The following is a 25769-nucleotide window of genomic DNA, read 5'->3' on the forward strand; positions in this document are numbered from 1 at the left end:
GCCTTGCCCGCGAAGGGGTTGCTCTCGCTGCTGGCCTGCGGGGTCCACGAACCGCTCAGGCTGGAGGCCGTGAACGAGCGGAAGTAGCGCTGCTCATTCGCACCCCGAGCCTCGACGATCATGAGGTACTGGTTCTGGCCCTGGACCTTGTAGACCTGTGGCGCCTCGAACAGGTTCTTCACCGTGTCGCTCATGACCGTGGTGTACGACGAGCCGAAGTTGCCCGGGAAGTTCCCGATCGGCATGCTCGCCCGGTAGATGCTGCCGTTGTCACCGGCGAAGAACAGGTACATGTTCTGGCCGTCAGCGATCAGGGTCTGGTCGATCGGGGCGGAGTTGGGGATGCTGCCGGTGAACAGCGGCTGCGGCGCGGACCAGCCGTTGGGGTTGGTGGGGTCGCTGGAGGTGCGGTAGATGAAGGGCCACGCACCCCACTGGTACGCCAGCACCCAGATGTTCTTGGGCGCGAAGTAGAACAGCGTGGGCGCCACCGTGGACTGGCTCATCCCGGTCTGGCCGGCCGACGCCATGTCCGACCAGTTCGTGAAGGGAGCGAACGCCATCGAGCCGTACGACGATCCCGACACGTTCGACGCGTAGACCAGGTGCTTGCCGTTGTACACGACGTCGGTGAAGTCCTTCAGCGAGGCCCACCCGTTGGCCGGCTGCGCCAACGCACCCGTCGACGACCAGCGGTACGTCGACGGCAGAGCACAGTTACCGCCCGGCGGGGTCGACGTGGACAGGCCGGTCCACTTCTGGTTGCTGCCGCCGTTGCACGTCCAGATCTCCACCGACGTACCGTTGGCTGTACCGGAACCCGTGACGTCCAGGCACAGCCCGGACTCCACTCCGACGATCGTGCCGTCGGAGTTCACCCGCCACTGCTGGTTCGCACCGCCGGTACAGGTCCAGATCTGCACCCGGGTGCCGGCCGTGGTGGCGTGGCCCGGAACATCCAGGCACTTGTTGCCGTACACGGTCAGCTGGTTGCTGTCCGTCGACGTCCACTGCTGGTTGGATCCGCCCGAGCAGTCCCAGATCTGCAGGTACGTGCCGTCGGTCTGGCTGGCGTTCGGCACATCGAGACACCGGCCGGAACCAGCACCGCGCAAGGCGCCGCTGGTGGCCGCATGAGCCGGGCCGGCGACGAGCGTCGCCATCAACGTGACCAGGGCCGCAACTGCAGCGGCGAGCACCACGGACAGATGTCCGCGGCTGAAACTTCGGCGTGGCATGGGGACCTCGTGATCCTTGAGTAAGCGGTTGGGGTTGGCCTCGTCGGAGGCTGTCCGGCCTGTCGTTGTGGTGCGGTTCGTAGCGGTCCGAGGGCACCGGGCGTGTTCCCGACGCGGATGACGTCGATGCCCGCGAAGTCCTGCCGGATCACGGGTTCATGTACTTTCCGGCGGCGGCATGGACCGACTCCTTGGAAGGGAGTGGCTGCGGCGCGGCAGGCGCCAACCAGCGGGAGAACCGCGTCGCGGCGAGGCCAGGGCGGCCGCCCGCACGCGACGACGGGGGGAAGGATTGTCGAGACCATGACATATGCATCGTGCGGGATGCTCCTTGCGGCTCAGCCGTTCCGGTGGGTGTGACCCGGAGGTGCCCTGCTGTGTGAGTGAGCGGACCTGTGTGTTCGTTATGTCGAACAAGAGTCGGATTGTCGAGCAACCTGGATGATAGGGAACCGGTGAACGGCGTCAATACTTCTCGCATGATTCGCAAGGAGTAGCGAAACATTCGCGAGGCCTTGTGAAGGAAACTCTGCACGTCAAGCCGATCGAACGGCCGACCATGCGGATGGACAGCCCTTTGGTGCCGGAGTCGGTCCGATTTCGCGGACGTGTTGACCTGGCCCGGCGCCCCTCTGGTATCCGTGAGCATCCCGACTTTCCGAATGGCGTACGAAATTTCGGAACCTATTCAGGTGATCCCCGGAGAAGGAGCCCCGGGTGCCCAGACGATCAGGCGGACGGCTGCTGCGTCTCCTCGCGACCGCCGTGCTGACGGTCACCGCGTCCGCGACGGCCTCCTCCCACTCCACCGCCACGGCCGCGCCGGGCAGCCCTGCGCTCACCCCGCCGCTGGGGTGGAACAGCTGGAACAGCTTCGGGTGCGGGGTCACTGAGGCCCAGGTGTGCCAGGCCGCCGACGCGATGGTGTCCACGGGCATGCGGGACGCGGCTATCGGTACGTCGTGGTCGACGTCTGCTGGTTCGACCCGCAGCGCGACGGGGCGGGCAACCTGCGGGCCGATCCGGTCAAGTTCCCGAGCGGGATGAAAGCGCTCGGCGACTACATCGACGGCAAGGGGCTGAAGTTCGGGATCTGCCAGGTGCCGGGGGAGCGCACCTGCACCCAGGCCACGGGCGGCTACCCGGGGTCCACCGGCGGCAGAGGACACGAAGCCCAGGACGCCGCCACGTTCGCCTCATGGGGGCGTCGACTACCTCAAGTACGACTGGTGTTCGTCGAGCGGTACCCGTGGCGAGCAGGTCGCGCCGTTCACGCTCATGCGTGACACCCTGCGCGCCACGGGGCGGCCGATCGTCTACAGCATCAACCCCAAAGCCTGCACGCCATCACCGGCGCCACCTACAACTGGGGCGAGGTCGCCGACCTGTGGCGGACGTCCGAGGACCTGCTGGACATCTGGCAGAACGGCAACACGAGCAGCTGCCCGATGGGTGCCAGCAACGTTCTGGACGTCACCGCACCGCCGGCGGCGCGGTCCGGCCCGGGAACTGGAACGACCCCGACATGCTGGTCGTCGGCCGCCCCGGCCTGTCACTGACCGCATCCCGTTCGCACTTCGCCCTGTGGGCGCTGCTGGGCGCCCCGCTCATGGCCGGCAACGACATCCGCACCCTGTCCGCCGACGTGAGCGCGATCCTGCGCAACGGCCAGGCCGGCCAGAGGTGGAGCCGCGTATGAAGGGGAAGTCGCACGATGACAAGGACAAGGTCCCTCTTACGGCCCGTGGTCATCACGGTGTGTTCACCGTGCTTGCGGACGTGCGGGACGCTGAGGTGGACGAATCCCTCGGGCTGCGGGCCGAAGCCGTCCTTCATCACGGGCGGGCCGGTCGCGGCGAGGGGGACGGCGCCGACCCGTTGGTAGGCGGAGTTCAGGGCGGGGATGTCCACCCGCCGTCGATTCCCAGCCACGGAAACCGCTCGCCAGGCAGGCTGGCGCTCTGCTTGGCTCACCCCATGAGCGATCTCCACATCCGCCACGCCGCCCTCGCGGACATCGACACCGTGCTGCGGTTCTGGCGCGACGCCGCGGAAGGAACGAGCATCAGCGACGACCACGACGGAGTGGCCCGCCTCATCACACGAGGCCCCGAAGCCCTGCTCCTCGCAGAGCGCGACGGCCTCCTCACCGGAACCGTCATAGCCGGCTTCCCGCCGCGGGCGCTGACCGGGGAGGGCTGCCCGCGGTAGGGCCGAGCAGGTCGCAGTCGTAGGTACGGTGGTGAAGACGGATACCGGGTTCGGCGTGTCCTTCTCGTTCGTGGTACTGGTGGGCGGCGGCGTAGTTCAGCGCCCACTTGTCGTCCTGTGTGCGGCGTGGCTTCGGCTTCTCGTCCTCGGCCGCCGGTTGGATCCCGAGGACGTGCTCGCACATCCACTGCTGCACGGCGGTGAGTTTGTCGAAGCCGAGTTGCTGCTGGCGTACCCAACGCCCGAGGTCGTCGCCCTGGCGCACGGCCTCGGCCGGTGCGGTGGGCAGGGTGCCGTCGGCGACCAGGTGCCGGCGGACGAGGTGGAAGGCACGCTGCCCATTGCACCGGCTGGACGGGGCACCAGGACGGGTCGATGTCCTCCAACTGCTCGTGCCGCTGCGGGGCCAGCGTCCCGGCGCGGACGTCGGCCCTTCTCGGGGTTGAGGACGTGCAGGTTGATGAGCGCCGCCAGGGCGGTCGGGTGGCGCGGGGTGCTGAACTTCAGCAGTGCCCGCGGGCACCGCGATGAGGTTGCCTTCACCCTCGGCGCTCTCTTCGTCCTGGCTTCCCGTGCGGCTCTGGACGTCCTAGATGATCGATTCCAAGGGTTGGTGGTCGTAGGGATTCCGGACCGGAGGGGTGGCGCGCTCCCATAGGCTGAGCCCTCGTCCGCACTGTCTGGGGGAGTAATGACCAGTAGGTTCACCGAGTTGGTTGTCGACTGCCACGATCCGGAGCGGCTCGCGGCCTTCTGGTGCGCGGTTCTGGGCTTCAAGGTGATCGACCGGAGCGAGGGCAAGGTCGAGATCGGCTCCTGGGAGCCGACCGTCGAGGAGGTCCGGGCCCGCCAGATGCCGCCCACCCTGCTCTTCATCCGGGTGCCCGAGGGCAAGAGCGTGAAGAACCGGCTCCACCTGGACGTCAGCCCGATCGACGGCAGTACCGACGACGAGGTGGCCAGGCTGCTTGGCCTTGGCGCCGCCAAGGTGGACGTGGGCCAGGGCCCTGTCCGGAGCTGGGTGGTCATGGCCGACCCCGAGGGCAACGAGTTCGATGTCGTGCGCACCCTGGCACCGTCCAACTAGATGATTATTCCCAAGGGTTACGTAGTGGTCGTAGGCGGTCAGTGAGCGCAGGACGGGCTGTCCGCTCTGGTCGTTGTGCCAGATGGCGGTGGTCAGCGTGAGGATGCGCTGCATGATGCGGGCGACGACGCCGGCGGGTGTGTGGCCGTGTCGCTGTTCGAGGTTGAGCTGGCCCTTGAAGGTCTCGTTGACCGACTCGATGACCTGCCGCAGTGGTTTGAACGGCTCGGCTCCGGGCCGCTTCGGTTCACCCTTGCGGGTCGGCCGCAGCAGCCGGATGCCGTGCTCGGCCAGTTGGTGCTCGAAGTCGCGGCCGAAGTAGTCTTGTCGCCGATCAAGGTCTGTCCGGGCCGGGTGGCGAGGAGTTCCGGTTCGGCGTCGAGCAGGTCCAGCAGCGTCTCGCGCTCGTCGGCTTTCGCTCCGGTCAGCGCGAAGGCGACGGGCAGTCCCTGGAGCGTGCACACCAGGTGCAGGCGCAGGCCCCAAAGGAAGCGGCTGTGGCTGGCGCAGAAGCCGTACTCGGCCCATCCGGCCAGCTCGGAGCGTTTGACGGTCTCGCGGGAGCGGCCGCATTCCACGGGCGTGGAGTCCACGATCCATACGTCGTCGCTCCACACGGATGTGTCGATGGCCAGCAGCCGGGTGATTCGGCGCAGCAGCTCGATGGCCTTGCGCAGGCGCTTGTTGTAGCCGGGCTGCTGGGGCAGGTACGGGAACAGATGCCGCAGATGAGCGCGGGCGTGGCGGAGCCACTTGGCCTCGGAGGTGAACCCGAGCATGGCCTGCATCACCGCGAGGGTGACCAGCTCGGCGTCGGTGAGTTTGGGGGTGGTCCCGACAGCCGGTCGCCATGGCGCGAGATGCGGCGATGCCTTCAGCAGGTCGTAGGATTTCACATACAGTGCGGTGGCGAGGGAGTCCAAGTCTGGCGTCACAACCGCACTTTGGGCTCCCACATCTCATGCGCGCAGCCGATCCCTTGGAATCGACCAGCTAGGAGCAGCTTGGCGTCTGTGGTACGGCTAGCGCTTCCACGATGCGGGTGTCGTGCAGCCCGCAGGGCTTCCAGGAGCTTGGCCAGGCCGCCGTGGGCCTTGCTCGTGAGCATGGTGTCCGCGGTCTCCCCGGGCCCGAGCGGGATCGGCACCATGAGGGAGGCGACCTTGCCTTCGCCGGGCTGGATGCGCAGGGCGCGGCCGACGGCTTGGACGAGGTCGGGCATGGACCCGCGGACGTCGGCGAAGTACACGCTGTCGCGGTTCTTGGTGTCCACGCCCTCGCCCAGGACCTTCGCGGACCCCAGGAATCGCCTGGCCGCGTCCGCGTCGCCGTCGGCGAACTCGCCCAGCACACGCCGCCGGTGGACCGCAGGATGGTCACCGCACAGCCAGTCCGCCCAGATATTGCGCGCGTACAGCTTCGGGTCGTCCGCGTGTAACTGCGCGGCGACGTCGGGCAGGCCTGCCGCGAACGCCTCGGCCTCCTTGACCAGGTGGTGGAAGGCCAGCGTGCTACGGAAGTCCTCCTCGGTCGACGCCTTCACCAGCGCTGTCTGCAGAGCCGCGATCCAGGCCCCGCGCACAGGGTCCGACCGGCCGTCCGCGCCCAGCAACTGAGCTGGCTGGAGCTGGGCGTCCGTGATATCCACGCACACCACCTGATACAGCGCGCACATCCCCCAGCTGACCGCCCCGACAGCGTCAGCGTGGAGCAGCGGGCCCCGAACGGGCCGTCCGGATCGTCTTCCCTTGACGCCGCCAACTCACCGGTCCCGCCGGGCTCGGCGTCGTCGTTCAGCTGCTACAGCCGCGGCCTGGCAGTCGTGTACAGCCGGCGCATGGCGGGGATGCGGGTGTTGTCGTGGACGACCGCCCACGGCTTGCCGGTCCGCCGCGATGTGCGGTGCGCTTCACCCACGACGATCAGGTCCCAGTCGGGAAGGCCGGCGGCGTGCGAGCGCTCCAGGGTGCCGAGTCCGAGCGAGGTGCAGGGAGCTCAGCCGCTCGCCGCAGTTCGGCGACGGCCGCTGCGGCGTCATGGTCGCCTTGTTCCTCGTGGAGCAGTTGCGCTTGCGCCCAGGCGTTGTCGGCTTCCTCCAACCGGCTGCTCTCTTCGGAGTGGATATCACCGAGCGTGTCGAGCAGCGACATCTCGGCCGGGCTGTGCCCGGATCCCCGAAGAATCACCTGCGCCCGCTCAGCCACCCCCAGCGCACCGTCCCGACGACCCATCTGGAGATAGGTATCGCCAGCGTTCATCAGGGCCATGGCCTCGTTCAGACCGTCCCCGGCCGCTCGGCTGATCGCGATCGCTTCCTCGTACGTTTGCACCGACTCCTCGAACCGACCCAGCTCGTCGAGGGCGATGGCGAGGTTGTTCAGCGCGATCGATTCGCGCACCGGATCGCCGAGCTGCCGGCAGGCAGGGCGTGCCCGCCGCCCGTACCCGACCGTCTCCTCGAACCGGCCGCCCTGGCGCCGGGCAGAGCACAGCCCGTTCAGGCCGCGCGCCTCGGCCTCCCGGTCACCGGCCGCCTGGGTCGCCGTCAGCGCAGGCCCCGCAGATCCAGATGCTCCAGGACCTGGTCGGCGTCCGTGTCCGGTCGCCACCGCGCATGCGTCACCGTGCACGACTTCGGCTTCGCAATGCACAACGGGCGGCCGTACGCGTACCTGGTGATGCAACTGCTCCCCGGCGAGTCCCTCAGCGCCGCCCTGAAGGCCGGCCAACTGCCCCTGCCGACGGCCCTGTACGCGACGGCCTGTGTCGCCGACGCTCTGGACGCCGCGCATGAGGCGGGCCTGACACACCGGGACATCAAGCCGTCCAACAGCATGGTCCGGGACAACGGCGAGGCGACGGTCGTGGACTTCGGTATCGCCAAGGGGAGCGACGCACGGCACGACATCACCACCACCCCTGGGGTCACGCACTCGGACACCCTGGTGCCGCGCCCGCTGCCCCGAGGCTGCGAGCGCCGGGACCTTGTCGAGGAGCCGGCGCATCCGGTGGGCGAACCTGCGCGCTCCGGTACGGCGCAGCGGCCACCCCGGATACCGGACAGGGACGGGGGTGGGCACCCCGGAACACGCCAAGTCCTCGAACGGCTCACGGAACTGGGTGCGCCAGCGTGAACCGCGTCGTGTCCGTCGATACCGCCGTCCGTCCCCGGCCCATGGCACATGATGTACGCGTGACTGGAACATCCTTACGGGAAGGGCCGGGCGAGCCGCCCGCCGACGGGCCCGCCTGGCCGGAACTCTCGCCGCCCGAGCGGGACTTGCTCGACCGTCTGCTGCTCTTCGCCCACGCGGGAGGCGCCGCGCGGCGCTCCGAGGTGCTGCGGCACGAACGCACGAAGGCCGCGCGCACGGCGCTGATGGCCAAGTGCAGCAACGGGCGTTGGGGCAACGTCCTGATGGCACATCAACTCGGACTGCTCGCCTGGCTACTCGGCACCGACACGGGCGACCGGGCGGAACTCGGCGTCGCCGCCGACTGGCTGGCCGTCGTCCACCAGGCCGATCCGGCGCTGCTGCCCGAGCCGCTGCGGTCGGCCCGGCACGAGCGGTTCACCCCGGAGGGGCTGGCCGGGCTGACCGACGCCGCCGACGACAGGGAGCGCGCGCTGGCCGCGGCGCAGGAGTTCATCGCCGGCGGACTCGGCTGGGCGGCGAAGCCCGAGGAGGCCGAGGCGATCTCGGCCTACGTTCGCGGCCGCGACCTCTCCCTGCGCGACGAGACGACGACCGAGGCGCACGGGGCCGCGCTGCGGGCCGTCGCGGCCCTTCCGGCACGGCACTGGCTGCGCCCGTACGCCCTCGAACTCGCCGCCAACACCACCACCCTGCTCGCCTTGGCCCGGGGCGCGCTGTACGCCGAGGAGGCGGAGCACTTCGCACGGCAGGCTGTCGAGTCGGCTCACCCGCACCACCCGCAACGGGCGAGGTGCCTCTCCGTCCTGCACGCGTACCGGGTCTCGGCGCTGAGCTCCTTGCTGATCGACGCCGACATGACCCGCCCCGACGCCCTGCTGCCGCCCGCCGCGTGCCGGGAGACCGTGGAGCTGGGCCGCGAGGTGCTCGCCCTGCTGGCGGACGACAACCCGCGCGTGGGCGACACCCTGTCGTTCCAGACGTCGGCGCTGTTCCTCCTCCTGTGCGGCGACCCGTACGACCGGGCCCTGCGGACGGAGCTGCTGCGACACGGACGGCTGGCCGCGGAGCGGGTCGGCGGTACTCCGCGCAAGGAGGCCACCCGCTGGCTGGAACTGGGCGACTACCTCAAGTTGCTCTTCCTCTGGACGGCCGATCAGGAGGTGCTCCGGCAGCTGATCGACGCGACCGCTGCCGCGGACCGGGTGGCGCCGGCGGGGTCGGTCGTCGCGGCGAGGGCGGCCTGCGCGCTCGGCTGGGCCGAGTTCCGGCGGGCGGCGGCACGCGGCGACCTGCGCGGCCTGAACGTGGCCGCGGACCATTTCCTCCGGGTCACCGGGGAACTCGGCCAGCCGGCCGCCGACGACACCCCCGAGGACGCGGCGGAGCGGGAGCTGTTCCGTCTCTCCGCGCACAACGACCTGCAGACGGTTCTCCTGACCCGCTCCGAACTCACCGGCGGCGACCACACGTCCCGGCAGGAAGCGCTGACCCGGCAGCCGGAGCCGGATCCCGGCGTCCTCACCGGCTCCGGCGACATCTTCGACCTGGTCAACCGGCGACAGCTGGCCGCTGCCCGACTCCACCAGGCCCAGCAGCAGTTCACCGCGCAGTGGGTCCAGGCCACCTATGACAACAGACCGAAGGTGCTGCGCAGGGCGGCCGCGCACCTGCGCAGGGCGGCGGACGAGTTCGCCGCCGCGGTGCCGGGGCAGCGGTACATGGCCGACGGGAGCCATGAGATGGCCGCGCTCGCCGTCCGGCAGGCTGACGCCATGGAGAGCGGTGAGATCGGCACCGCCGCGGGAATGGTGGCCGATCTGCTGGCGGAGGACTCCCCGGATCTGTTGCTGGACGACTCCGTGTTCGGCCGGGAGGACGGCGGACGCCGGGTCGTCACCTCATCCTCGGACGGTGTCCAGGACCAGCGGCAGAGGTGGGACAAGGCACTCGTACAGCACCATCTCCATGGGCACCAGGTCGTCCGCATGCGGCTCACCGTGGCCCGCCAGGAGGCTCATCGGGCGGTCGCGGAGTTCGAACGTGGCGCTTCGTACGCCGACGCCTGGTCAAGGGCGCTGGCCTTCTGCGAGCGGGCCTGCGCAGACCCGGCCGCCTCGCCCGCCGACCTGCTGCCCGTCACACGTTTCATCGCCGAGACGGCCGTACGGCTGGACGACGTACCGGCCGTCGCACCGCTGCTGGCCGCCGCCGTCAAGGCCGCCGGAACGCTGGCCTCGCCACGATTCCCGCGCGGCGAACGGGAGGAACTACTGGCCCGGTACGTCAACGGGCTGGGGGACCTGGCATGCGCCGCCGCGCTGCTGGCCGACGAACCCGCCGACCGGGCCGTGGCCGTACTGGAGGCGGCCCGCGGCCTGCTGTCCGCCACCACGCTCAGCTCCATGACCGAACTCGGCACCCTGTACCGCGCGCACCCCGAGGCCGCGGCCCGTTTCGAGTCGGCCACGGAAGCACTCGCCGACGCCCAGGAGATCCCGCCGTCCGCCGGCCTGGAGGGCGGATCGCAGCGGCACCGGGCGACCGACCGATGGGAGAGCGAGGTCCGCGGCATCAGGAAGCTGCCAGGCTTCGCGGACTTCCTGGAGCCGCTCGCCCCGGCGACGATCCGTGCCCTCGCCGAGCGTGGCCCACTGGTCCACGTGACCGTGCATGGCGTGCGGTCCCATGCACTCCTGGTCACGCCCGAAGGGGCGGAGTCCCTCGCGCTGCCCGGCGTCTCACCCTCCCTCGCGCAGGAGTGGATCGCCCGCCTGGAGCAGGCCGGAGCCGACACGGCCGCCGGCGCGGCCGACGTCCGGGAGGTGCTGGGCGAGCTGTGGGACGCGGTGGCGAGCCCCGTCCTCCACGCGCTCGGTGTCAGCGGTCCGCCCGAGTCACCGGCCGCACGGCGCCGGGTGTGGTGGGTGCCGTCCGGGTCGGCCGTGTTCCTGCCCCTGCACGCGGCGGGCCGCTTCGGCGGTACGCCGGGCACCTGGCAGCAGGTCCCCGGGGACAATGTGCTCGACCGTGTGGTCTCGTCGTACACGCCGACGCTGCGGGCCCTGCGCCACGCCCGACTGCGGCCTGCCCCCTCCGACCGCCCCAGCGTGCTGGCGATCGCGGCCCCGGGCACGGCAGGCTCCCCGGACAGTCTGCGCTGGGCCGTCGACGAGGCCCGGGACGTTCGTGACATCGTCCGCGCCGGACGGTATCTCCCGCCACAGGACGCGACCCTGGCCACGGTGGTACAGGCTCTGCCCGAGCACCCCTGGCTCCACTACGCCGGGCACGGCACCACCGGTGCGCTGGTGCTCGGCAACGGCCTGCTCACTCCGTCGGCGGTCGACCGGCTCTCCCTGCCCGCGGCGGAACTGGTGTACCTGTCCGGCTGCGAGACCGCCAGGGGCGCCGCCCAGCTCGCCGACGAGTCCCTGCACCTCGCGTCCGCGCTGCACCTGGCGGGCTACCGCGACGCGGTCGGCACCCTGTGGAGCGTCCGCGACAGCAAGGCCGCGCAGATCACCGAGGACTTCTACAAGGGGCTGCTCGCCGCACCCGGCCACGATCCCGCCGCGGCGCTCGACGCGGCCGTCCGCGAGGCCCGCCGGCGCGAGCCCGCCCGCCCGGACGTATGGGCCGCCCATCTGCACATCGGACCCTGACCCCACCGGAACGAAGCGACTGAGAAGAGCATGCACACCATAGACGAACTACGCCTCCAGTACGGTGAGTTGATGGATCACCAGGCGGACTCGGCCGGCCTGGCGGACGGACCGGCGGTCGCGACACTCGTCCTCGACCCGGCCGACCCGCCCACCCGCACGGCCCTGAGGGTCCGGCTCACCGACCTCTTCGTCCAGCAGCCCGACCTGGCGGCGGTGATCCTCACCGCGGGCGAGGACCCCCTCGGCGTCGTCCGCCGGGACGCGCTGCAGCCGGACGCCCCCGACGCACACCGTACGAGCGGCGCGCCCGGCGCCCAGCCCATGCCGGGCCTGCCCACCCGGGCCCGCGCCCAGTACTACGTCTGCACGCACTGCCAGGAATCGGAGATCCTGCTGTTCGGCGACGGCTTGCCGCCGCAGTGCCCGCACGGGCACGGCCCCATGGCCGAGGAGGAGTGATGCGGCCGTCCGAGCACCGTCCGGGGCGCCCGGTCCTAACGGCGGGGAAGGAGCACCGCCGGTGAACCTCTCCGCGCTCGCCGGACCGGCCGGACCGTCGTTCAGCGGAAGGTTCTTCCTGGTCTCGACGCTGCCCACCACCCTCGCCGGCATCTATCTGCTCGTGCTGGTGTGGGCGGGCGCGCCCGGCCCGGTGCGGTTCGGGCGCGCCTGGCGCACCGCCGCCGCACTGGGCGTCGGCCCGAGCCTGCTGCTGCTTCTGCTGGTCACCGCGGTCGGTGTGATCACCATGCCGCTGCAACTGCCCATGGTGCGCTGGCTGGAGGGGTACTGGCCGCGATACCTGGAACGGCCGGCCGACTGGTGCCGGAAGCGGCAGAGCAGCCGGTGCGGGGAAACCGTCGGCTCCCTGACGCGCGAGGAGGCCGACGACCCCGAAGCCGTCGAACGACTTTTCGCGGAGGGCCATGTGCAACGGCTGCGCTACCCGGTCGCGGACCGGCACCTCTTCCGGCCCACCGCTCTCGGCAACGCGCTCACGGCCGCCGAGTCCCGGGCAGGGCGGAGGTACGGCCTGGACGCACCGGTGTTCTGGACCCGTCTGGAGCCGCTGCTGAGTGGTCGGATCGCCACGACGGTCAGCGAGCAGCGGGACGCGATGGACGCGGCGGCACGGCTGAGCGTCACCGCCGCGCTGTGCGTTCCGCCGACGGTCTGGCTGCTGTGGCGGTCCGGCTGGTGGCTGCTGCTCGCCGTACTGCTCGTGCTCGTCTCCCGGCTTGCCTACCTCGCCGCCGTCCACGCGGCCGTCGGCTACGGCCAGTACGTCGAGGCGGCCTTCGACCTGCACCGCTTCGATCTGCTCGGCGCGCTGCACCTGCCGCTTCCCGCCGACCGGGAGCAGGAACAGCAGGCGAACGAGGCGCTCGGAATGCTGTGGCGGCAGGGGCTGTCACGGAGACTACCGCTGCGCTACGAGCATCCGTCCGGCGATCCGTCGGCGCCCGCGTCACCCCCGGGGGACTGACGCGGGCGGCACCCGGTCCCGGGTCAGCGCCGCAACCGCAACGTCACCAGCTCGAACGGCCGCAGCCGTACGGCGATCCGCTCGCCGTCGCGGACCGCGGGCCCGATGCCGCCAGCCGGCCGTTCCAGCAGGTCGCTGACCGAACGCAGCACATGGCGCTCGTCCGGGGTCAGGCCGGTCAGGGTCCGGGAGATCAGGGCCGGGAGGTCCTGGTCGAAGTCGTCGGGGGTGGGGGCGCGTCCGGTGCGGCAGATCTCCAGAAAGCGCATCACCGACAGGTCGAGGTAGAGCGGCAGGCCGTGACTGCGGGCGGTGATCACGGCGCGCAGGCCGTCGGTGATGAGGGGCTGTCCGTCGCGGAAGAGCCGGCGGGCGAGGTAGTCGTCGCAGTCCTCGAGGGCGAAGTCGCCGACCAGGACCTGCCGGCCGCCGCTGGTGGTGGGCAGCGGGGTGCGGGTGTAGCGGGTGTCGGCGGCGGCCAGGCCGGGCCAGGCCTCGGGCCCGGTGAAGTCGAGCTGGCCCTGGAGGCCTTCGTAGGCCCACTGCAGCCGCCCGCGCCCGGTGATCACCCACAGCCACACCACGCGCTGGATCAGCCGCTCCAGGTCGCGGCGGGTCCGGTCGCCGACGTCCTCGAAGGTGTCGAGCAGGATGACGGGCGTGACGCGTTTACGGTCGCGGAGGCGGGCGAGCTCCCACGCGAGCAGGTGCGGATAGTAGGAGAGGGCGTCCAGATCGGGCTCGGCCTCCAGCAGGTCGGCGAGCCGCGCGCATCCGGCGAGCGCGCCTACCGTCTGGCGGCGCTCGCGCAGCGCCCTCACCAGCGCGCCGGTGACCTGGCCGACGACCGATCCGACCGACATCGCCGTGCGCCGTGACCGTGATGGTCCTTCCGACGTGCGCCGTGTGAGGCACCGTGATGTCCACATCGCCCTTGGCGCACGCCGGCACGGCGGCCAGAGTCACTGTGGCCAGACCACTGGCCGCCGTCGCGGCGCGCGGACCGGAAGATAGCGGACGGTGATCCGGTCCTGGGCGTGCCGGCGTCGTCCAGCAGCTCGGCGTCGATCAGCGCCCATGCGGCCGTCGCGGTGAAGGCGGAGGCCAGGGCATACAGGCGCTGCCGCACGCGCTGGGTGGCGGGAGTGCACCCACCGTCAAGGAATCAGGTGACGCTTCGCCGATGACATGGCTCCCGGCTCCAGCAGCCTTGACCACCGAGCCTGAAAGAAACGGGAGAGCGTTACTCCTGTGTCGCCGTCCGTTCCTCCTCCTCGACCGGCAGGCCCACCGGGTGGCGGCCCGCTGGCTGTTGCGGCTCGGGGAGCATGGGTGAGGGCGGCATCCGGCGGTCCACCGGGACATCGGCGGTCAGGGTCGTCGGCTCGCCGTGATGCAGTACGACCAGCGGTTCGCCCTCCACCAGGCGGTAGCGCACATGGGACGGACCGATGTCCACCTTCAGCCTGCGTCCGCGTACCAGCAACGTGAAGGCCACCCTGGACAGGGCCTCCGGCAGGCGTGGGGCGAACGCCAGCAGGGCCTGTCTCCCGTCATCGTCGGCGTACCGGCGCAGGCCTCCGAACCCGGCGACCAGCGCGATCCACGTGCCGGCGAGGGAGGCGATGTGGAGCCCGTCGCGGGTGTTGTGCTCCAGATCGTCCAGGTCCATCAGCGCGGCCTCGCCGAGGTAGGCGTAGGCCAGGCGCAGATGCCCGGTCTCGGCGGCGAGTACCGCCTGGAAGGCCGCCGACAGGGAGGAGTCGCGGACGGTCAGCGCCTCGTAATAGGCGAAGTTGCGTGCCTTCTGCTCGTCGGAGAAGGTATCCGGGCACTCCGTCATCGCCAGTACCACGTCGGCCTGCTTCACGACCTGTTTGCGATACAGGTCGAAGTAGGGGTAGTGCAGCAGGAGCGGGTAGTTCGCGGGCGGGGTCGCTTCGAAGTCCCAACGCTGGAGACTCGTGAAACCGGCCGACTGCTCGTGCACGCCGAGCGCTTCGTTGTACGGCACCGCCATGCGGGCTGCGGCGTCCCGCCACGCCGCGGTCTCCTCGTCGTCGACACCGAGTTCCGCGGCGCGTTCCGGATGACGCGCGGCAGTGTTCGCGGCCGAGACCAGGTTCTGCCGGGCCATCACGTTGGTGTACAGGTTGTCGCGGGTGATCGCGCTGTACTCGTCGGGACCCGTGACCCCGTCGATGTGGAAGACCCCTGCCGCGTCATGGTGTCCGAGCGAGCGCCACAGCCGGGCGGTGTCCACGAGGAGTTCGAGACCCTCACCACGTTCGAAGTCCTCGTCCCCCGTGACCATGACGTACCGGTCGGCAGCCGTCGCGACGGCTGCGTTGATGTGGAAGGCGGCCGTCCCGGCCGGCCAGTAGGCGGAACACTCGGCGCCGTCGATCGTGCGCCAGGGGAACGCCGCTCCCGCGAGCCCCAGCTGACGCGCCCGTTCCCGCGCTGCCGGCAGCATCCGGTGACGTGCCCTCAGGGCCGATGCCACGGCCTCCGGAGCGGTGAACGTCAGCACCGGCAGCACATAGGACTCGGTGTCCCAGAAACAGTGTCCGTCGTACCCGGTTCCGGTCAGGCCTTTGGCGGGGATCGCCCGGTTCTCACCACGGGCCGCCGCCTGGAGCACATGGAAGAGGGCGAACCGCACCGCCTGCTGGATGCGCGCGCTGCCCTCGACCTCGACGTCGGCACCCGCCCAGAAGCGATCCAGGTACGCCCGCTGCGCCGCGGCCAGCCCGTCCCAGCCGGTGCTGACCGCGGCCGCCACCGCCCCGTCCACCTGGTCGTGCACGGCCGACAGCGAACGCTCCCCCGACCAGCCGTAGGCCACGAACTTCACCAGCCGAAGCGGTTGCCCGGGCACCAGGTCCGCGGTCACCGTCAAACGGCTGACGTCAGGCTCGCACTGCGCCGTCCAGCGGGTGGTCTCCGGCCCTTCGACGAGATGGTCGGCAGCTGCCCCCACCCGCAGCGCACTGCGGTCGGTGCGGTGCACCAGCCGCAGCCGGGTGTCCTGCGCGAACTGCTCCTCGGCCATCAGCGGTGACTCGATCGCCGCGGCCACGCGCGGATCACCCGCGAAGCGCGGCAGCTGCGCGTTGGCGACGAGCTCGGACTGCACGGCCACCGTGGCCGGGCCGTCGACCGGCTCCACCTCGTACACCACCGCGGCTACTGCTCGCTGGGTGAAGGACACGAGCCGCTGCGTGGAGATCCGCACAGTGCGGCCGCCGGGCGATGTCCACCGCGCGGTGCGGCTGAGGATGCCGGAGCGGAAGTCCAGGACCCGTTCGTGCGCGACCAGCCGACCGTAGCGCAGGTCGTACGGGTGGTCGTCGACCAGCAGCCGGATGATCTTGCCGTCGGTGATGTTGATCATCGTCTGGCCGGACTCGGGATATCCGTAGCCGGCTTCGGCGTAGGGCAGCGGATGCCGTTCGTAGACGCCGTTGAGGTAGGCGCCGGGCAGTCCGTGCGGCTCTCCCTCCTCTAGATTGCCACGCCACCCGACGTGTCCGTTGGAGAGGGCGAAGACGGATTCGCTCTGCGCGAGAACGTCCAGGTTCAGCTCGCTCTCGCGGAGAGACCACGGCTCGACCGTGAAGCTGGGATGGGTGATCACCGCTCCTCCAGAAGGTCGGCCAGGTCACGGACCACCACATCGGCGCCGTGTGCTCGTAGTTGCTCCGCCTGGCCCACCCGGTCGACGCCCACGACCACACCGAACCGTCCCGCCCGGCCGGCCTCGACGCCGGCGAGGGCGTCCGCGAACACCGCGGCCGCCCCCGGATCCGTTCCGAGTCCTCGGGCCGCCTCCAGGTAGGTGTCCGGGGCGGGCTTGCCCCGCAGCCGGCGCTCGCGCGCGACCACTCCGTCGGTCCGCTCGTCGAACAGGTCCTCGATGCCCGCCGCTCGCAGGACGTCCCGGGTGTTTGCGCTCGACGACACCACCGCGCAGCGCAGCCCTGCCGCCCGCACTGCGTTCACGTACCGGACCGAGCCGTCGTAGTCTTCCACCCCTTCCTCGCGGATCCGCCGCAGGACCAGCTCGTTCTTCCGGTTGCCCAGGCCGTTCACCGTCTCCGCCTCCGGCGGGTCTTCCGGTGATCCCTCGGGCAGGGGCACCCCGCGTGCGCCGAAGAACGTGCGCACGCCGTCCGCGCGGGGCCGGCCGTCCACGTACTCGTCGTAGTCGCCGACCGCGTCGAACGGCACGTACGCCTTCCCCCCGCGCGTCGCGCGCTCGAGTAGATGTCCGTCGAACCTCTCCTTCCAGGCCGCCGGGTGCACCTTCGAGGTCTGGGTGAGCACCCCGTCCAGGTCGAACAGGCAGGCATGGATGTGCACAGGAAGCGCCAGCATGCCGCCGAGGCTAGAAGCCGCCTGCGGACGGGCACAGTAGGTCACCGCCCGGCGCGCCGCCGGACACCCGCTCGGTCGAGGCCTGCGGACAGCCCCCCGGCCGCCATGTGGACGATCTTGAGTTCGTGCGGGGGAGCCGGCCCCCGCCCACCGCCGACGCGCGACCACGATCTCCGGTAGGTCCTGCAGATCCAGCCTCCACGAACCGCGTGTTGGGAGCATCACGAATTCGGCCCACCTCGGCCCACCTCGGCGCACCTCGACGTCCAGCCGCGCCTGGCCGAGCCGGGCGGCGATCAGAACGGGTCGGTTGTACCAGCTGCACCCGCTCCCGCGATGGCGGTGCGGGCCGCGATGAGGGCGGCGACGGGGTCGGTCGTCGCGGGGGCGCAGGGCCACCAGTCGGCGGCGGTGCCGTGACCTTCGCGGATGTAGGGGTACCAGCGGTTGTCGGGGCCGAGGCGGATCTGGACGCCTTCGTCGTCGGCAGTGAGGCGGTTGCGCCAGAGGCGCAGCCGCACCGTGCAGACGGCGTCCACATCGTCGTTCGTGTCGGGGTCGCAGAGGGCGGTGCGGGCGGCGGCCATGACGGCGGGGTCGGGGACGAGGGGTGCGCGGGCGACGACGACACCGATGGGTCCGCCGTGACGCCGGGCGCGGACCAGGCGGGCGAAAGAGAACGGAGGCAGGCCGGTGGCGAGTACGAGCCGGTGGAACCAGTCCTCGCCGGCTCCGGTGGCGGCGAGACGTACGGCGTCCTCGAGCGGGGTGGCGGTGAGCAACGCGGTGTGCCCGGCGGCCAGGCCGCGGGCCCGCTGCGCGGTGTCGCGGGTGAGCGCCTCGAGGTCGCCGAGGGTGAAAGGGGCGCCGGGCGGGGGCGGGGTGGTGAGCGGGGAAGGTGCCGCCTCGGGCTGATCGGGCGCGCCCTGGGCCGACTCGGCGGCGGGCGGGGTGAAGACGCCGCTGAAGGAGGCGAACGCGTCGCGGGCGGGCACGCCTTGGTGGGCCGTGTCGCCGTTTCGCGGCGCGGTGCCGGTGCCGGCCTGGCGGCGGGTGCGCAGCGCGGCGAGTACGTGATTCTTGGTGCGGCCGCGGAGGGCGAAGAGCCAGAAGGGGTCGTCGTCGAGGTGGGCGGCGGTGGCGTAGCACAGGGCGGCCGCGTGCTTGCAGGGGTAGCCCCAGTCGGGGCAGGAGCACTCGGGGTCGAGTTCGCTCGGTTCCGGCAGCAAGGGGACGCCGGCGGTGCGGGCGTCGTCGACGAGATCTGCGGGCATCTCGCCGTCCAGCAGGGCAGCGGTACGGCCGGCCTGTGCGGCGATGACGTCGAAGAGGGTGTCCCACTGGGCGTCGGTCAGAATGCGCAGGTGCACCGCGGCGTCGTACGGCCAGGGGCTGCTGCCCTCGACATCGGCGCGCAGCACGCCGGGGGCGGCGGTGACCGGACCGACCATGCCTTTGCGGGCGTAGGTGCGGCCGCGGGAGAGGCGGCCGGCGTCGAGAGTGGAGGCTTCCAAGGCGTCTACCCAGGCCTGGCCCCACCACGTGGCGGCGAAGGCTCGCGGGCCGGTACGGGGGGCCTTGTGGGCAGGAGTCCTGCGTGCGGGGGTCATGCCCGGAACTCCTTGGACAGTGCGACGAGTTCGGCGAGGTCGGCATCGGAGAGCTCGGTCAGGGCCGCCTCACCGGAGGCGATGACCTGGTTCGCGAGGGCACGCTTGGCGCCGAGCAGACGGGCGACCTTGTCCTCGACGGTTCCCTGGGTGGTGAGCCGGTGGACCTGGACGGGGCGGTCCTGGCCGATTCGATAGGCGCGGTCGGTGGCCTGGTCCTCGACTGCCGGGTTCCACCAGCGGTCGTAGTGGATTACATGGGTGGCACGGGTGAGGTTGAGGCCGGTCCCGGCGGCCTTGAGGGAGAGCAGGAACACGGGGATGGCGCCCTTTTGGAAGTCGTCGACCAATTCCTCGCGCCGGGGCACGGGGGTGGCGCCGTGCAGATAGCGGGCGCGGATGCCGCGGTGGGCGAAGTGCCTCTCCAGCAGTCGGCCCATCTGCGTGTACTGGGTGAAGACCAGGGCGTTTTCACCTTCTGCGACCACTGTGTCGAGGAGTTCGTCGAGGAGGTCCAGTTTGCCGGAGCGGCCGGGCAGCGGGCCGGTCTCGCGCAGGTAGTGGGCGGGGTGGTTGCAGATCTGCTTGAGCGCGGTGAGGAGTTTGAGGACCAGGCCTCGGCGGGCGATGCCGTCCGCCTTCTCGATGAGGGCCATGGTCTCGCGGACCTGCGCCTCGTACAGTGCGGCCTGCTCGCGGGTCAGGGTGACGGGGTGGTCGGTTTCGGTCTTGGCCGGGAGTTCGGGGGCGATACCGGGGTCGGACTTGCGGCGGCGCAGTAGGAACGGGCGGGTCAGCCGGGTGAGGCGCCCGGCGGCCCGCCGGGCCTCCTCTACCGTCTCCTCGTCGCCGTCCGCGCCGAGCGCGCCGCGCTCGATGGCCTTCGCGAAACGGTCGCGGAAGGCGGACAGGGGGCCGAGCAGGCCGGGGGTGGTCCAGTCGAGCAGTGCCCATAGCTCGGAGAGGTTGTTCTCCACCGGGGTGCCGGTGAGCGCGACGCGGGCGCGGGCGGGCAGGGCGCGCAGTTCGCGGGCGGTGGCGGCGTAGGGGTTCTTGACGTGCTGGGCCTCGTCGGCGGCGACGAGCGACCACGTGATGGCAGCGAGCGGCTCCCGGTCGCGGCGCAGCACGCCGTAGGTGACCAGGACGAGTTCGTCACCGGCGAGGTGGTCCAGGGTGCGCTCGCCGCCGTGGTAGCGGCGCACCGGGACGGCGGGGGCGAAACGGGCTGCCTCACGCTGCCAGTTGCCGAGCAAGGAGGCCGGGCAGACCACGAGGGTGGGGCCCGCGGTGTCGGGCTGCTCCTGCCGGTGCAGGTGGAGGGCGAGCAGGGTGACCGTCTTGCCCAGGCCCATGTCGTCGGCGAGGATTCCGCCGAGGGTGAGGCGGGTCATGTCCGCCAGCCAGGCCAGGCCGCGCTGCTGGTAGCCGCGCAGGGTGGCGGTCAAGCCCTGCGGCAATCGCACGGGGGTGCGGGCCTCGGGGTCGCGCAGCCGGGCGACCAGTTCACCGAAACCGCCGACCGCTTCGACCGCGACGTGCTCGCCGTCCCATTCCACGTCTCCGGTGAGCGCCGCTTGGAGTGCGGCCAGCGGGGCGAGTTCGCGGCTGCGCCGCCGCTTGAGACGGGCGACGAGCTTTGGGTCGGCGACGACCCACTGGTCGCGTAGCTTGACCAGAGGGCGGCGGGCCTCGGCGAGTTGGTCGAGTTCGGCCGCGGTCAGCTTCTCGCCGCCGAGCGCGACCTGCCAGGAGAAATCAAGCAGAGCGTCGCGACCCAGCAGGGTGTCCACGGTCGCACCGGGCGCAGTGGCCGCCCCGATCTCCGCTCGCATCTCAAGGGCCTTGACCAGCTCGCGCGGCCAGTGCACGCGCACCCCCGCCGAACGCAGCGCGCCGGTGGCGTCCCCCAGCAGGTCCATGGCCTCCTCGTCGTCGAGCCGGAGCGCGCTGGGGGCCGCCTCGGCGAGCAGACGGGTCAGCGGCTGCCAGACGCGGCTGGCGCGGCGCAGCGCGAGCAGCGCCTCGGCCTCGGCCCGCGGGCCGAGCAGGCGCTGTGCCCGGTGCGGGTCGGCCCACAGCTCGGCGGCGTCCAGGACGAGGCAGGGGTCGGCCGCCGTGCGCAACTGCAGCACGGCCTGGAAGGCGCGGCGCCGCCCGGCCGGGGGCTCCACCCGCAGCTCCACGCTCACCTGTGCGGCCTGCTCGGCGGCAGCCTCGACCGCCCACTCGGCCAGGGCCGGGTGCAGGGCGGTCGCGCGGTCGGCGTACGGGTTGCCGGGCACGGCCCAGCCGGCGGCCGGTGTGCGCGGCAGAGTGTCGGCGAGGGCGTCGCAGAACTCCCGTACCAAGCTGACTGGTTCGGCGATGCGTAGCGTCCGGTCGTCCGTCATGGGCGCGGGGAGGTTGTGGGCGTACGGGGGCAGTGCGGCGGCCAGCGCGTCCAGGTCGCGTTTGCCACGCGCGCCGGGCGGCCCGAAGCGCCAGGTGGTGTAGGTGCCGGAGGTCAGCGCCGGATACAGACGCCCCTCGCCGAGCAGTTCCAGGGCGCGGCGGGCGACGGCTGCCCACGCGGCGAGCGACGGATGGACGCCGCGGGCGGGCAGGTCGAGCAGAAGGACGAGGGTGTCGCCGGGGGAGAGCGCCCATCCCTCGACCGTGCGGGTGCGCACCCCGCTGCCGTGTGGCAGGACCAGTGGCAGGCGGACCCGCGCCACCGCCTCCGGAGCCGCGGCCTGGGCGGGCACGCGGCGGGTCTGGGCGGCAGGCCGGTAGAACACCAGGTGGCCCAGCCGGGCCGGCTGTGCCGTCTCGGCCGGTACGAACACGGCGGCCCATCCGCCGGTGGCGAGGTGCTCGCGTGCCCAGGCGACGGCGGAGAGGCCGGCGAGGGACAAGGCTCCGGCGCCGGTCTCGGTGATGAGAAGGCTCACGTGGTGCTCCTCGCGGTGCGTGAGGTGTGCTGCTCGGCCGGGGTGGAGACGGCGCTCCTGCCGCCGATGGTGAGGTGCTCGCGTGCCGCAGCGGGATCCGACGACGCTCCACCCCCGGCGTCGATCCCCCTGACGAACGGGCTCACGTCGAGCTTCCCCCCTTGAACGAGGCCTTCCGCAGCCGCTTGGCCAGGGCCCTGTCGACGGGCTTGACGGCGTCGGCCAACGCAACCAGCACCTCGCCTGTGTGCGGGTGGCCGGCGCGCCACAGGTCGTCGGCTCGCTCGGCCACCTGGTCCAGCGGCCGCGGATTCGTCTCCGGTCCTGCCAACAGCCTCTCGCCCAGCGCCTGTTCACCACGGCGTGCGAAGGGCAGCACGCCGTCCACCAGCATCCACTCCAGGCCCCACGCCGCCTGTCCCTCGGCGGGTTCACCGACCCGGCGCAGCATCGAGGCCGCCGCGTGCGCGCAACCCGTGACCCGCGAGACGGCCGCCTTGCGCAGCACCGGCTTCGCCCGCCCGGCCTCGTGCGCCTTCAGCACGGCCGCCAGCACCCGCGGGGGCTCAAGGCGACGCAGCGCGTCAGCCGGCTCCGTCCCGCCGCAGGCGTCCACCACCTGTACCGCCGCGTCCGCCGCGGAGCGGCACGCCAGCCAGCCCGCCAGCTCCGCCGTCACGCTCGCCGCGTTCGGATACGAGGGGAGCGCGGCCGGCAGCTCGCGGGCGTCCGCCCTGGCGAGCGAACCGGTCACCGGCGTCGGGGTGCCCGCCCCTGCCAGCAGCCTGCGCAGCCCGGAGCGGCCCAGCGGGGTGAGACGGAAGCGGCCGGCCGGCTGCGGGTCGCGCCCGCCGCCGTTGAGAAGCAGCGCGAGGGCACCGTCTGTCACAGGGCGGTCGTCTTCGCGCACGACGGCACCGAACAGTTCCAGCGTCGCGGCCGTGTCGTCGTACTGCTCGGCGAGGAGCGCCGCCACCAGTTGCCGGGCCGGCCCCTCGGGCAGCCCTTCCAAGCCGTCGGTCAGGTAGTCGGCTACGTCCAGCCACTCCCCGTCCGGCAGTCTGTACGCCGCGATCAGCATCAGGAACACCAACGCTGGCGCCTCGTCCATGAGCCCTCGTAGCGGTGTCAGGCCGCCCAGTGGGTGCTCCAGCAGGGGAGAGGTGAGAGAGATCTCGGTCGTCGTGCCTGTCATTGCCTCCTGCCACGCGGCCAGCAGCTCCGCGTCCTCGTCCGGGAGGCCTTCGCCGGCGTATGCGCGGCCGCCTTCCACCTTGACGAAGCCGCATTTGAGGGCTCGTCCCCAGGGCAGGTCCAGCAGCTCCATGCCGCCCGCGCTGCGGATCCTGGCCAACCGCGCGGCCCGGTGCCTCGGGTCACCCCATTCCGCGGGGGCGATGCGCCACAGCTCGGCCTCCTCCACGGCCTGCGGGGCGAGCTTCGGCCGCAGCAGCCCGTTCGGGGTCAGTTCCCGGCCGCCGCCGCACCAGCGGGCCAGCCGCATCGCTGCCATGAAGACGGGAACCTCGCGCACCGCGCCGGCCAGTTCCGACTCACCGGGCAGCCGCACAGCCGGCAGCCGCACGTCCGCAATGCCGAAGAGGCCGGGCAGCGACTGCTCTTCGGTCGGCCTGTCGCTGACATCACCGGGTAGCAGATGCAGGTCCCCGCATGCGCAGAGATACGTCTCCGCCGACGCCGGCCGCCCGCTCCGTTCGCCGCGCCCAGCCCGCTGCAGCCGGACCTCAGCGAGTGCCCGAGTCACCTCTCCGGGACCGAAGACGACGGGGTCGAAGCCCTCCTCGTACAGACGGGCCGGCATCTCCTTGCGCAGCCCGTCGTACTCCGCCCATTGGGCACCGCCGTGCCGGACGACTGTGGGACGCGGGCGCTCCCCGTCCGCGTACCGCTGCAGCAATTCGGCCAGGCCGCATACGCCGCCGAGGTCCTCGGCGGCCGGCATGGCGCGCCGCCCGCCCGTGCACAGCGTGAAATCCCCCTCGTTCTTCCCGGCGGGGCCTACCTCGTCCACCGTGATCCGGTGCAACCAGTCGTCGCCGAAGCCGTAGGTGTAGTCCACGCGGTCGCCGGTGCGCGGCAGGACGTGCACGATGACGGTGTTCTCCTCTTCGAGGGCAGGGCCGCCGAGGCCGTCCCGTGGGCCATATCGCCCACCCGAGTGGTCCTCGAAGACGTGCAGGTGCGTGTTCCGCCAGCCGAACGCCACTTGGATCACGTCATGCAGCGAGCCCCGCGAAAGGTCCGAGGGCACCACAACGCGTCGCCACACCCGCGGTTCCGTCCCCTCCAGCTGGACCTTGAGCTCGTGGACGGAGGACGTGTGCTTGCCGGGATTGCGCTGGCCGGTCATGAGCCGAGGGCTTCCCCCTCCTCGAAGGCGTACGCGTAGCGGCGCGCCGAGGCCCTGCCACCGTACGCCGAATGGCTGACCCGGCCATTTTCGCAGCCGCGAGCCGCCGAAGCGGCCGCCCGGCCGAAACCGCTCGGCTGACTTGCGCTCGGGCCTCATCTTGTGCCAGGGCCTGCTGTGCCGCGGGCCATCCCGCTGCGCGGCAAGACGGGCGCGCGGCAGTCGGCGTCGACGGGACGACACGCCAGGTGATCCAGCGGGCGGGGTCCGCGACGTCACGGTGACAGACCGTCCAGGCGTTCCGCCATGTTCCCAGAAAACGCAGCCCATTGACCCGGTGGTCCCTGTCGTGCGTACAGGTTCCGTACGCCGCACATCGAAACACACCGCAGGGGGCACGATGACCAGCACCAGAGCCAGGTTCGCCCAGTCTCCCTCTCCTGGTCCCCGGCGACGGCGCGATCCGCGTCCGATACGGCGGCGCGGACTACGCCAGGCAACCCTTCAACGACGCCGTCGCCGGAGCGGTGGAGGCGGGCAGTGCCCTCCCTCCGCTACGGGCCACCAAGCCCGGCGCGGTCGCGGCCGCCTCCCTCGTCAAAAAGGCGACCCCGACCCCGCTTCAGCTGGCCTCGGCGTACGCGACGGCGTCGGCGCAGGGGACACACGCCAAGCCGTACACGGTTGCGAAGATCACTCGCGGCGGCCGCACCCTCTACCCGGCCCACCCCGAGCCCCGCGCCCTCCTGCCCGTGGCCACTGCCCACCCGGCCGCGACGGGCGTGACCAGCTACACCGGCACCGCGGGCTCCGACGCCACCACCACCCGCACCCTCTGGCACACCGAGTCGGACCGCCGGCTCTGCGTCACCGTGGCCCTGTTCGCGGAACACCCGGCGAAGGGGAAAAGAGCGGCGACTCCGGCCCACCTGTCCGACGCGTCGGCGGCGAAGGGGTTCGCGGCCGGGGTGACGGAGCGGGTGCGGGAGGAGGTGGCGGGCAGGTGAGGGGGAGTTGAGCAGCGGAAAATCCTGGCGAGGGCCGTTTCGCGGGCCGCCCCGCCGTCTTGTGCAACGAGGTCGAGGGCGTAGGCGCGGAGCAGGTCATGGAGTTCGAAGCGCCCGCCACGCCTTTGCTGCAGCAGGTGCTCGTCCAGGAGCAGTTCCAGTACCTCGGTGGCCTCGCCGATGGTGCTTCCCGACAGCGCGGCGGCCGCCGCGGCACTGAAATCCGGGCCCGTATGAAGGCTGAGCAACCGGAACATCCGCTGTGCCCGGTCCGGGAGCGCCTGGTAGGAGAGGTCGAAGACCGGGCGGATCGCGCGTTTGCCGGCACGGATCGCGTCCAGCTGGCCGTCCCTCAGCCGGTCGGCCAGTTCCTGAAGGCTCCAGGCCGGTCGGGACGGCAGCCGCGCCGCCGCCAGCGCCAGGGCTAATGGCAGGTGATCGCAAAACTGCATGATCTGGGCGGCCGCGTCGGGTTCGGCCGTGACGCGGTCGCGGCCGGCGATCCGCATGGTGGAAGGCGCGCCGCCACTCCACCGGCCAGGCCGGGCACCACACCGGGGCGATGTCCTCCAACTGCTCACGCTGCTCCGGAGTTGGCGTTCCGGCGCGGGCGTCGGCTCGCT

The 25769-nt window shown here is 71.6% G+C and carries 17 protein-coding genes and 3 pseudogenes; 9 read left to right on the forward strand and 11 right to left on the reverse strand.

The genetic code is table 11. The features are described 5' to 3' along the window. Positions 1–1238, reverse strand: a 1238-nt coding sequence (locus ACH47Z_RS42580) for a non-reducing end alpha-L-arabinofuranosidase family hydrolase (protein ID WP_399084496.1), incomplete at its 3' end; no start/stop codon positions are given. A 717-nt stretch (positions 1239–1955) separates the two neighbouring features. Between ACH47Z_RS42580 and ACH47Z_RS42585 the strand changes: the two are divergent. The 3 genes and pseudogenes from ACH47Z_RS42585 to ACH47Z_RS42595 form a co-directional block, all read left to right on the forward strand. Continuing rightward, positions 1956–2904: pseudogene (locus ACH47Z_RS42585) on the forward strand (glycoside hydrolase family 27 protein); the annotation flags it as partial. Between the two features lie 311 nt (positions 2905–3215). After that, positions 3216–3410 (forward strand): annotated as a pseudogene (locus tag ACH47Z_RS42590) (GNAT family N-acetyltransferase); the annotation flags it as partial. Positions 3411–4140: 730 nt separating this feature from the next. Continuing rightward, a complete protein-coding gene (locus ACH47Z_RS42595; protein ID WP_399084566.1) occupies positions 4141–4536 on the forward strand; it encodes a VOC family protein in 396 nt (131 codons plus the stop codon). Between the two features lie 24 nt (positions 4537–4560). Here ACH47Z_RS42595 and ACH47Z_RS42600 read toward each other — a convergent pair. The 3 genes and pseudogenes from ACH47Z_RS42600 to ACH47Z_RS42610 form a co-directional block, all read right to left on the reverse strand. Continuing rightward, positions 4561–5471, reverse strand: a pseudogene (locus ACH47Z_RS42600) (IS982 family transposase); the annotation flags it as partial. Next, positions 5468–6184, reverse strand: coding sequence for a helicase-related protein (locus ACH47Z_RS42605; RefSeq protein ID WP_399084499.1), 717 nt, complete (start codon positions 6182–6184; stop codon positions 5468–5470). The gene ACH47Z_RS42605 and the pseudogene ACH47Z_RS42600, both read right to left, overlap by 4 nt. A gap of 274 nt (positions 6185–6458) precedes the next feature. Then, entirely contained in the window at positions 6459–7037 is a 579-nt protein-coding gene (locus ACH47Z_RS42610) for a tetratricopeptide repeat protein (RefSeq protein ID WP_399084569.1), read from the reverse strand. Here ACH47Z_RS42610 and ACH47Z_RS42615 point away from each other — a divergent pair. The 4 genes from ACH47Z_RS42615 to ACH47Z_RS42630 all read left to right on the forward strand — a co-directional run bounded on the left by ACH47Z_RS42615 (position 6948) and on the right by ACH47Z_RS42630 (position 12845). Further along, positions 6948–7670: a phosphotransferase gene (locus ACH47Z_RS42615; protein ID WP_399084572.1), complete on the forward strand. Its 723-nt coding sequence runs from the start codon at positions 6948–6950 to the stop codon at positions 7668–7670. The genes ACH47Z_RS42610 and ACH47Z_RS42615 overlap by 90 nt on opposite strands. Positions 7671–7729: 59 nt before the next feature. Next, positions 7730–11356 (forward strand): CHAT domain-containing protein, encoded by a 3627-nt coding sequence (locus ACH47Z_RS42620; protein WP_399084502.1) that lies wholly within the window; start codon positions 7730–7732, stop codon positions 11354–11356. Between the two features lie 30 nt (positions 11357–11386). Then, positions 11387–11818: a hypothetical protein gene (locus ACH47Z_RS42625; protein WP_399084505.1), complete on the forward strand. Its 432-nt coding sequence runs from the start codon at positions 11387–11389 to the stop codon at positions 11816–11818. 61 nt (positions 11819–11879) lie between these two features. After that, entirely contained in the window at positions 11880–12845 is a 966-nt protein-coding gene (locus tag ACH47Z_RS42630) for a hypothetical protein (protein WP_399084508.1), read from the forward strand. 23 nt (positions 12846–12868) lie between these two features. Here ACH47Z_RS42630 and ACH47Z_RS42635 read toward each other — a convergent pair whose 3' ends face one another. The 7 genes from ACH47Z_RS42635 to ACH47Z_RS42665 all read right to left on the reverse strand — a co-directional run bounded on the left by ACH47Z_RS42635 (position 12869) and on the right by ACH47Z_RS42665 (position 24139). Beyond that, entirely contained in the window at positions 12869–13708 is an 840-nt protein-coding gene (locus ACH47Z_RS42635; protein WP_399084580.1) for a hypothetical protein, read from the reverse strand. 380 nt (positions 13709–14088) lie between these two features. Then, positions 14089–16485, reverse strand: coding sequence for a glycoside hydrolase family 65 protein (locus tag ACH47Z_RS42640; protein ID WP_399084511.1), 2397 nt, complete (start codon positions 16483–16485; stop codon positions 14089–14091). Then, positions 16482–17225 (reverse strand): HAD-IA family hydrolase, encoded by a 744-nt coding sequence (locus ACH47Z_RS42645; protein WP_399084514.1) that lies wholly within the window; start codon positions 17223–17225, stop codon positions 16482–16484. The genes ACH47Z_RS42640 and ACH47Z_RS42645 overlap by 4 nt, the downstream gene beginning before the upstream one ends. 296 nt (positions 17226–17521) lie before the next feature. Next, entirely contained in the window at positions 17522–18835 is a 1314-nt protein-coding gene (locus ACH47Z_RS42650; protein ID WP_399084517.1) for an SWIM zinc finger family protein, read from the reverse strand. Then, on the reverse strand, positions 18832–21768 hold the full coding sequence (locus tag ACH47Z_RS42655; RefSeq protein ID WP_399084520.1) for a DEAD/DEAH box helicase: 2937 nt from the start codon (positions 21766–21768) through the stop codon (positions 18832–18834). Before ACH47Z_RS42655 ends, ACH47Z_RS42650 begins: the two co-directional genes overlap by 4 nt. Beyond that, the gene (locus ACH47Z_RS42660; protein ID WP_399084523.1) at positions 21765–21914 is read right to left on the reverse strand and encodes a hypothetical protein; all 150 of its coding nucleotides are present in this window, start codon (positions 21912–21914) and stop codon (positions 21765–21767) included. Before ACH47Z_RS42660 ends, ACH47Z_RS42655 begins: the two co-directional genes overlap by 4 nt. Beyond that, the gene (locus ACH47Z_RS42665) at positions 21911–24139 is read right to left on the reverse strand and encodes a hypothetical protein (protein WP_399084526.1); all 2229 of its coding nucleotides are present in this window, start codon (positions 24137–24139) and stop codon (positions 21911–21913) included. The genes ACH47Z_RS42660 and ACH47Z_RS42665 overlap by 4 nt, the downstream gene beginning before the upstream one ends. A gap of 527 nt (positions 24140–24666) precedes the next feature. Here ACH47Z_RS42665 and ACH47Z_RS42670 point away from each other — a divergent pair. Both ACH47Z_RS42670 and ACH47Z_RS42675 read left to right on the forward strand, forming a co-directional pair. Beyond that, positions 24667–25146: a hypothetical protein gene (locus ACH47Z_RS42670; RefSeq protein ID WP_399084529.1), complete on the forward strand. Its 480-nt coding sequence runs from the start codon at positions 24667–24669 to the stop codon at positions 25144–25146. Between the two features lie 98 nt (positions 25147–25244). Next, a complete protein-coding gene (locus ACH47Z_RS42675; protein WP_399084532.1) occupies positions 25245–25574 on the forward strand; it encodes a hypothetical protein in 330 nt (109 codons plus the stop codon). The last annotated feature ends 195 nt before the right edge of the window (positions 25575–25769 follow it).

This window comes from Streptomyces sp. NPDC020192, assembly GCF_044388685.1.
Classification (GTDB): Bacteria; Actinomycetota; Actinomycetes; order Streptomycetales; family Streptomycetaceae; genus Streptomyces.